Genomic DNA, 8,161 nt, shown 5'->3' with positions numbered 1-8,161 from the left:
GCACACCTACAATCACCACCGCGGACACACCGCGCTCGCAGGCAAACCACCCGCCAGCCGCGTCCCCAACCTCACTGGGCAATACACCTAGGGCGTCGGCAGCCAGCCCACCTTGCCCGCGAGCAGCGCGTACCCGCCGAAAGCCACGATGTCGAGCAGAGCGTGCGCGACGACGAGCGGCCCCACCCGGCCCCAGCGGCGGTAGGCGAGCACGAAGACGACGCCCATCACCATGTTGCCGAGGAAGCCGCCGATGCCCTGGTAGAGGTGGTACGAGCCGCGCAGCACCGAGCTGGCCAGCAGCGCGGCCATCGGCGACCAGCCCAGCTGATCGAGCCGGCGCAGCAGGTAGGCCAGCACGATGACCTCTTCCACCACCGCGTTCTGCAGGGCCGAGAGGACCAGCACGGGGAACTTCCACCACACGTCGGGCAGCGCCTCCGGCACCACCGTGAGGTTGAACCCGCCCGCCCGCGCCGCCAGGTAGAAGGCCAGCCCCGCGCTCCCGATCCCGGCCGCGACCAGGGCTCCGCGCCCCAGGTCCCAGCCGGGCCGGGTGCGGTCGAAGCCCAGCACCCGCAACCCCGGCACGCCCTCCCGGGTCAGCAGGTGGGCGACCAGCAGCACCGGCACCAGCGCGGTGCCGATGCCGAACAGCTGCCAGGCCAGGTCCAGCCACGGCCGGCCGGGGGCGTACGAGCCGTTGAGCGTGGCGGCCTGGTCCTTGAGGCCTCCCGGCTTGGTCAGCGAGCCGATGAAGCTGATCAGCGAGGAGAAGGCGCTCGCCCCCAGCGACAGCGCCAGCACGAGCAGCGTCTCGGTGCGCAGGACCCCCCGCCCGTCCTCGTGCAACGCCTTGACCACCGGCTCCGGCTCCGCCCGCACGTCCGACTCCCGTCCCGCCGTTCCGCTTCGTCCACCCCATACTGCCTCTTCGGCCGGGGAAGGGGATCACCGGACCCGGAACGCGGGCGGCGCCGCTGCCGGCTCGGCCGGCCGGCGGCGGCACCGTTCAGCACCGCACCGGTTCAGCACCGCACCGGTTCGGCGCCGCACCGTTCAGCGCCGCACCGTTCAGCGCCGTGCCGACACCGCAGCGCTCACCTCCTCGTCCGCCAGCCCGACCGGCCACGTGTGCACCGGGTCGCCCTTGTGCATCAGCTCGCTGTAGCGCCGGGTGATGGCGGCCAGCGCGTCGTCCCGTCCCATCCCGGACGCGAGCGCCCGGTGGTAGGTGTCCACCTGCCAGGTCGCCCCGTTGGCCCGCCGCTGGCAGCGCTCCTCGATGATGCCGAGGTAGAGGTCGCGGTCGGCGGGCTCGATGCCCCACGCGTCCAGCCCGGCCGCCGCCATCGGCAGCAGCTCGTCCAGGACCAGGCGGACGGCGGACACGCTGGCCAGGCCTCCGCCCCGGCCCCGGCGCGGCCAGCGCAGCCGCGCGTCGATGCCGTACCGGCAGGCCGCGTCGAAGTTGGCCTCCGCCTCGGCGAACGGCAGCCGCGTCCACACCGGCCGCTGCTCGTCGGCGAGCGTCCGGACGAGCCCGTAGTAGAAGGCGGCGTTCGCCACCACGTCGGCGACCGTCGGCCCGGCCGGCAGCACCCGGTTCTCCACCCGCAGGTGCGGCACCCCGTCGGCGACCCCGTACACGGGCCGGTTCCACCGGTAGACCGTGCCGTTGTGCAGCACCAGCTCCTGCAGGCTCGGCACCCCGCCCTCGGCGAGCACGCGCAGCGGCTCCTCCTCGTCGCAGATGGGCAGCAGGGCCGGGAAGTACCGGACGTTCTCGGCGAAGAGCTCGTACGCCGACTCCACCCAGCGCTCCCCGAACCAGGTCCGCGGCCGCACCCCCTGGGCCTGCAGCTCGGGCGGCCGGGTGTCGGTGGCCTGGGTGAAGAGCGGCGGCCGCGACTCCCGCCACAGCTCGCGCCCGAACAGGAACGGCGAGTTGGCGCCGACGGCTATCTGTACGGCGGTCACCGCCTGCGCCGCGTTCCACACGTCGGCGAACCGGCCCGGCGTCACCTGCAGGTGCAGCTGTACGGAGGTGCAGGCGGCCTCCGGGACGATCGACCCGGTGCTCCAGGTGAGCCGCTCGACCCCGTCGATGTCGAGGAGGAAGTCCTCGCCGCGCATCATCAGGATCTGCTCGTTCAGCAGCGAGTAGCGGTCCACCGCCGAGAGGTTGGCCGTGACCAGGTCGGAGCGGGTGATCGTCGGCAGGATGCCGATCATCACCACCCCGGCGTCGATCTCCGCGGCCTGCCGGTGGGCGTAACCGAGCCCCGTACTCAGCTCCTCGGCGAGCTGGTCGAATACCCGGCCGCCGAGGCGGTGCGGAAGTACGTTCACCTCCAGGTTGAACATTCCCAGTTCCGTCTGGAAATCCTGGCTCGCTATCCGCTCCAGAACCTGGGCATTCACCATTCTCGGCAACCCGTCGGAACCCGCCAGATTCAGCTCGATCTCCAGCCCCATCATGTTCTTGGGACGATCGAACCTCTTCTCCGCCAGAAGCCGCTCCAGCCCCTCCAGGCACTCGTGGAGCTTCCTCCGATACCTCTGCCGATCGGACAGGTCGAATCCGCCCGCCACGACCTTCTCCCCCATCGGAGCGTCCCTCCTCGATTGCGCCTGGCCCATGCCACCCAGGCGCGCGTGTACGGTCGATGATGCCCCGGGGGCGAGATCCGTAACGCAGAGGGGGCGTGCGTGGCGGGGAGCGCGCGCCGGTTTGGCCGAAGGGCGCTATGGCACATTCACTTGGCAAGGCGCCTTGCGCAAATTCCGCATGGGTTTTGCCTGTTCCGGATAATGGACGCTTTCCAGCCGAGCCCCCGTCCGGTAACCTCCGAGGTCAGCGCGGATTGTTCGCGCGCAACCGGCATGAAAGCCATGTCAGCGGGACCGGTAAGCGCCTTGTCGGCAATAGGCGGGACAGCTAGCCGAAACACTGCGTGAACACATGTCGTATAAACTCCGCAAACGAGGCAGAGAGTTGGCGCGCGGCCATTGCCCCTCAGCCCCCCTCTGGCCCCAGAATGCGACAGCGCCGTCCGCACCTGCCCCCTTCCACAGGTCTCCCAAGTGAGAGGCGACCCACCATGCCGCTGCATGTCCCTCCGGCTCCCGCGCCCGCCCTGCGCAGCGTCCTCGCGGCACTCGGTTCCCCCACCGCCGTCCACGAGGCGCACACTCCGGCCCTGCGCGCGCTGCAGGGCCCGATGACCGCCGAACTGCCGCTGCCGGTCCACGTCCTGGACCGGCTGAACATCTCCCAGCTGGCAGCGGGGGGCCGCCCGCCCCGCACCCGGCTGACCGCCTGGCGGTTCCTGATCCGCAGCGGCGACCGCTACGTCGCGGCCGCGGACACCCGGCTGACGCCGGACGGCTGGGTCTTCTCCCATTTCTTCGAGGGCCCCTATGTCGCGGCCACCGAACGCGCCCTGCGCCAGGCGGAGTCGCTCGGCAAGAGCTACCAGCCGCGGCTGCTCTCCGTGCCGGAGCTGTACATGCTGACGCTGTGGCTGCACGGGGCGGTCGGCGCCGACGCCTCCGCCGGGCTGCCCGCCGCCGCGGATCTGCTGGTGCCGCTGGCTCCGGCCCCGCCCGGCATCGCCCCGTACCGGCCGCATCCGGTGTCCGAACTGCTGCCCGTGATGACGCACCGGCTCACTCCGCCGAGCCCGCCGGTCCCGCCGTCGCTGGCCGCGCCGGCCGCCTGAGCCGGTTCCGGGCCGCGGTGCAGCGGGTCTGAGCAGGTGCGTTCCATGCCGGTGGTCCGTACGACCCATTCGGCCTAGCCCAGCCGGGCCACCCCCGAACCACCCAAAATGACAGGGGAGTTGACCTGAACCGCCCGCACGAGTGATGCGTCATCAATCTATGAGGACAGCTGCCGGGAAATCCCTGCGGACGCAACTCCGGAGGGCAACACTGGGACCCTGACCAAACCAAGACGTTGATACGGGGGGCGGCCATGAACAAAGCTTCGAGCCGCAGCACACAGACCACATCGCAGCGAAAGAACGCATCCATGTGCCAGCACCAGCCAGCGTGCCCGTCAGCCGACTCCGCCGACCGGGAGGCCGCCAAGCCGTTGGCCAACCACCCGGAACAGGGCTGGAGCCTGCTGTGCAACGGCGTCCTGCTCTTCGAGGACACCGGTGAGCTGCTGCCGGACGGCCAGATCATCGCCCCGCACCGCCCGCTCGCGGCGGCGCACGTGATGAAAGCGGCCTGACCGTCGGCAGCACGGAACGGGACAGCACGGAAGGGTACGACGAGGGGCCGGCCCGGGAATCATCCTCCCGGACCGGCCCCTTCTTCATGCCGTCATGTCATACGAACATGTCATGTCACTCCACGGGCGCGGCGCCCTGCGGATCAGTTGTCGTACTCGTCCAGCGGCGGGCAGGAGCAGACCAGGTTGCGGTCGCCGAAGGCACCGTCGATGCGGCGCACCGGCGGCCAGTACTTCTCCGCGGCCGTGACCCCGCCGGGGAAGACGGCCTCGTCGCGGCTGTACGGGTGGTTCCACTCGCCGCCGAGCGCCGCCGCGGTGTGCGGGGAGTTGGCCAGCGGGTTGTCGTCCACCGGCCACTCGCCGCCCGCGACCCGCTCGATCTCGCCGCGGATGGCGATCATCGCGTCGCAGAAGCGGTCGATCTCGGCGAGGTCCTCGGACTCCGTCGGCTCGATCATCAGCGTGCCGGCCACCGGGAAGGACATGGTCGGCGCGTGGAAGCCGTAGTCGATCAGGCGCTTGGCGATGTCGTCGACGCTGACGCCCGTCGCCTTCGACAGCGGGCGCAGGTCGATGATGCACTCGTGCGCGACCAGGTTGCCCGGGCCGGTGTAGAGCACCGGGTAGTGCGGCTCCAGGCGCTTGGCGATGTAGTTCGCGCCGAGCACGGCCACCTGGGTGGCGCGCTTGAGGCCCTCGCCGCCCATGAGGCGCACGTACGACCAGGAGATCGGCAGGATGCCGGCCGAGCCCCACGGCGCCGCCGAGATCGGGCCGACGCCCGTCTCCGGGCCGGCGGTCGGCTGGAGCGGGTGGTTCGGCAGGTACGGGGCCAGGTGCGCCCGGACACCGACCGGGCCGACGCCCGGGCCGCCGCCGCCGTGCGGGATGCAGAAGGTCTTGTGCAGGTTCAGGTGCGAGACGTCGCCGCCGAAGTGACCCGGCTTGGCCAGGCCCACCAGGGCGTTGAGGTTGGCGCCGTCAACGTAGACCTGGCCGCCGGCCTCGTGCACCTGGGCGCAGATGTCGGCGACGTGCTCCTCGAACACTCCGTGCGTCGAGGGGTACGTGATCATCAGCACGGCGAGCTCGTCGCGGTACTGCTCGATCTTGGCGCGCAGGTCGGCCGCGTCCACCTCGCCGTCGTCGGCGGTCTTGACGACGACGACCTTCATGCCGGCCATCACGGCGCTGGCGGCGTTGGTGCCGTGCGCGGAGGACGGGATGAGGCAGACGGTGCGCTGCTCGTCGCCGTTCGCCCGGTGGTAGGCGCGGACGGCCAGCAGGCCGGCGAGCTCACCCTGGGAGCCGGCGTTCGGCTGGATGGAGACCTTGTCGTAGCCGGTGACCTCGCAGAGACGTTCCTCCAGCTCGGTGATGAGCGTGAGGTACCCCTCGGCCTGCTCGACCGGGGCGAACGGGTGCAGCTGGCCGAATTCGGGCCAGGTGACCGGCTCCATCTCGGTGGTCGCGTTGAGCTTCATGGTGCAGGAGCCCAGCGGGATCATGCCGCGGTCCAGCGCGTAGTCCTTGTCCGCCAGCTTGCGCAGGTAGCGCAGCATCGCGGTCTCGCTGCGGTGCTGGTGGAACACCGGGTGCGCCAGGTAGTCGTCAGAGCGCAGCAGGGCCTCGGGCAGCGCGTCGGCCGTGGTCGCGTCCAGCGCCTCGATGTCGGCGCTCACGCCGAAGGCGGCCCAGACCGCCTCGATGCCGGCGCGCAGCGTCGTCTCGTCGCAGGAGACCGAGACGTGGTCGGCGTCGACCTGGAACAGGTTGACCCCGCCCTCGCGGGCGGCGGCGACGACCTCGGCGGCCTTGCCGGGCACCCGGGCGGTGACGGTGTCGAAGTACGAGCCGTGCACCAGCTCGACGCCGCCGGCCTGCAGACCGGCCGCGAGCAGGGCCGCGTAGCGGTGCGTACGGCGGGCGATCGTCCGCAGGCCGTCCGGGCCGTGGTAGACGGCGTACATGCCGGCCATGACGGCGAGCAGCACCTGCGCGGTGCAGATGTTGCTGGTGGCCTTCTCGCGGCGGATGTGCTGCTCGCGGGTCTGCAGGGCCAGGCGGTACGCCTTGTTGCCGTCCGCGTCCACGGAGACGCCGACGAGGCGGCCCGGCAGCGAGCGGGCGTGCTTGTCCTGGACGGCCATGTAGCCGGCGTGCGGGCCGCCGAAGCCCATCGGGACGCCGAAGCGCTGGGTGGTGCCGACGGCGATGTCCGCGCCGAGCGCGCCCGGGGAGGTCAGCAGGGTCAGCGCGAGCAGGTCGGCGGCAACGGCGACGATCGCGCCGAGGCCGTGCGCCTGGTCGATGACCGGCTTGATGTCCCGCACGGCACCGGAGGCGCCGGGGTACTGGACGAGCACGCCGTAGACGCCGCGCTCGGCGACGTCGGCCGGGATGCCCTCGGACAGGTCGGCGACGACGATCTCGATGCCGATCGGCTCGGCGCGGGTCTCGATCACGGCGATCGTCTGGGGCAGCGCGTCGGCGTCGACCAGGAAGATGTTGCCCTTGGACTTGCCGACGCGGCGGGCCAGGGTCATGGCCTCGGCGGCCGCGGTGCCCTCGTCGAGCAGGGAGGCGCCGGAGGTCGGCAGGCCGGTGAGGTCGGCGACGACGGTCTGGAAGTTGAGGAGCGCCTCGAGGCGGCCCTGCGAGATCTCGGGCTGGTACGGCGTGTACGCCGTGTACCAGGCCGGGTTCTCCATCACGTTGCGCAGGATCACCGGCGGGGTGAAGGTCCCGTAGTAGCCGAGACCGATCATCGGGGTGAGGACCTGGTTGCGGTCGGCGAGGGAGCGGAGCTCGGCCAGCACCTCGGCCTCGGTCCGCGCCTCGGGCAGGTCCAGCGCCTCGGCGCTCTTGATCACATCCGGTACCGCGGCGGCGGTCAGTTCGTCCAGCGAGCCGTAGCCCACGTGGGCGAGCATCTTCGCCTGCGCCTCGGCATCCGGGCCGATGTGGCGCTGCTCGAAGGGGATGCCTCGCTCCAGCTGGGAGAGCGGAATGCGGTTGGCGGTCATGTACGGAGGCCTCCTGGGTCGTACGACCTGCGAGGGGCACCACGGCGCGGGCACCCGGACGGCCTCCCCCTCTGTCATCTCAACCTGAGAGCTTCACCGGAGTCGCGGGGTGACCCGCGGATCCGGCTTTCACCGTCGGTGAGGAGGGGAACCGGCACTGCGCGCCCGGTACCCGCCCCTGCTTTCCAGAGTGGCCTCGTCACGTGCGGTACGTATGCCTGAGAGATTCCGGGGAGGATTTGCTCCTTCGGCGCCTCCGTCGTACTCACTCGGAGGACTCTCCCGCACAGGGTCAACAGCCGTCACCCAGCCTACCAGCGAGGTTGCGGGACCCGCCTTCGAGTGGCCCGCACCCCGGAAATGCCCTTCTGTAGTCATTACGGAGGAGTTGTGACCATATGGAGGGACCGTGCAGACCGACATCGATCCGCGCAGCCTGATCGGCCGCAAGGCGTTCGACCGCAACGGAACCAAGATCGGCACCGTCGACGAGGTCTACCTTGACGATGCCACGGGCGTGCCCGAATGGGCGGCCGTCCGGACGGGCCTGTTCAGCCGGGACGCGTTCGTCCCGCTGGAGCCGAGCGAGGTCGTCGACGACACCCTGCAGGTCCCCTTCGAGCGCTCCCTCATCAAGGACGCCCCGGACTTCGGCGTCGGCCGCCACCTCTCCCCCGAACAGGAACTCCAGCTCTACCACCACTACGGGCTGGACGTCTCCCTCCCGTCGGACGTCCAGCGCGACTTCGGCCGCCTGGCGAACGGCGAGACACGGCCCGATCCGAAGGACATGGCCTAGTGATCTGAGTCAGAGATTCGTCGGCAGTAGGCGGCGACCTTGTCGAGGATCTCGTCGGCCGTCTTTGTCCAGACGAAGGGTCTGGGGTGT

General features: G+C 70.8%; 6 protein-coding genes and 1 riboswitch. Of the genes, 3 read left to right on the top strand and 3 right to left on the bottom strand.

Annotated features, from left to right (window positions below; genetic code table 11):
- Positions 1-87: 87 nt before the first annotated feature.
- Both ACIBAD_RS37365 and ACIBAD_RS37360 read right to left on the bottom strand, forming a co-directional pair.
- A complete protein-coding gene (locus ACIBAD_RS37365) occupies positions 88-885 on the bottom strand; it encodes a type II CAAX endopeptidase family protein (protein ID WP_134068360.1) in 798 nt (265 codons plus the stop codon).
- A gap of 189 nt (positions 886-1,074) precedes the next feature.
- On the bottom strand, positions 1,075-2,610 hold the full coding sequence (locus ACIBAD_RS37360; RefSeq protein ID WP_398911499.1) for a glutamate-cysteine ligase family protein: 1,536 nt from the start codon (positions 2,608-2,610) through the stop codon (positions 1,075-1,077).
- 494 nt (positions 2,611-3,104) lie between these two features.
- Between ACIBAD_RS37360 and ACIBAD_RS37355 the strand changes: the two genes are divergently transcribed.
- Together ACIBAD_RS37355 and ACIBAD_RS37350 are read left to right on the top strand one after the other, a co-directional pair.
- Positions 3,105-3,725, top strand: a complete 621-nt coding sequence (locus ACIBAD_RS37355; protein WP_134068362.1) for a hypothetical protein — start codon at positions 3,105-3,107, stop codon at positions 3,723-3,725.
- Positions 3,726-4,036: 311 nt separating this feature from the next.
- The gene (locus tag ACIBAD_RS37350; protein WP_030158404.1) at positions 4,037-4,243 is read left to right on the top strand and encodes a DUF5999 family protein; all 207 of its coding nucleotides are present in this window, start codon (positions 4,037-4,039) and stop codon (positions 4,241-4,243) included.
- 143 nt (positions 4,244-4,386) lie between these two features.
- Here the strand turns inward: ACIBAD_RS37350 and gcvP are convergent, their stop codons facing one another.
- A complete protein-coding gene (gcvP, locus tag ACIBAD_RS37345; RefSeq protein WP_134068363.1) occupies positions 4,387-7,272 on the bottom strand; it encodes an aminomethyl-transferring glycine dehydrogenase in 2,886 nt (961 codons plus the stop codon).
- A 196-nt stretch (positions 7,273-7,468) separates the two neighbouring features.
- A riboswitch (glycine riboswitch) is annotated at positions 7,469-7,567 on the bottom strand.
- Between the two features lie 114 nt (positions 7,568-7,681).
- Here gcvP and ACIBAD_RS37340 point away from each other — a divergent pair.
- Positions 7,682-8,071 carry a PRC-barrel domain-containing protein gene (locus ACIBAD_RS37340; protein ID WP_134068364.1) on the top strand — a complete coding sequence of 130 codons (390 nt, stop codon included), beginning with the start codon at positions 7,682-7,684 and terminating at the stop codon, positions 8,069-8,071.
- The last annotated feature ends 90 nt before the right edge of the window (positions 8,072-8,161 follow it).

Origin of the sequence: Streptomyces sp. NPDC051109, assembly GCF_044455885.1 — a bacterium.
Classification (GTDB): domain Bacteria; phylum Actinomycetota; class Actinomycetes; order Streptomycetales; family Streptomycetaceae; genus Streptomyces.
Note: the sequence above shows the minus strand (reverse complement) of the source record. Positions and strands in the feature narration are given on the sequence as shown.

Coding starts and splice junctions, on each gene's coding strand:
- ACIBAD_RS37355 (WP_134068362.1), top strand. CDS start 3,105: ATGCCGCTGCATGTCCCTCCGGCTCCCGCGCCCGCCCTGCGCAGCGTC.
- ACIBAD_RS37350 (WP_030158404.1), top strand. CDS start 4,037: ATGTGCCAGCACCAGCCAGCGTGCCCGTCAGCCGACTCCGCCGACCGG.
- gcvP (WP_134068363.1), bottom strand. CDS start 7,272: ATGACCGCCAACCGCATTCCGCTCTCCCAGCTGGAGCGAGGCATCCCC.
- ACIBAD_RS37360 (WP_398911499.1), bottom strand. CDS start 2,610: ATGGGGGAGAAGGTCGTGGCGGGCGGATTCGACCTGTCCGATCGGCAG.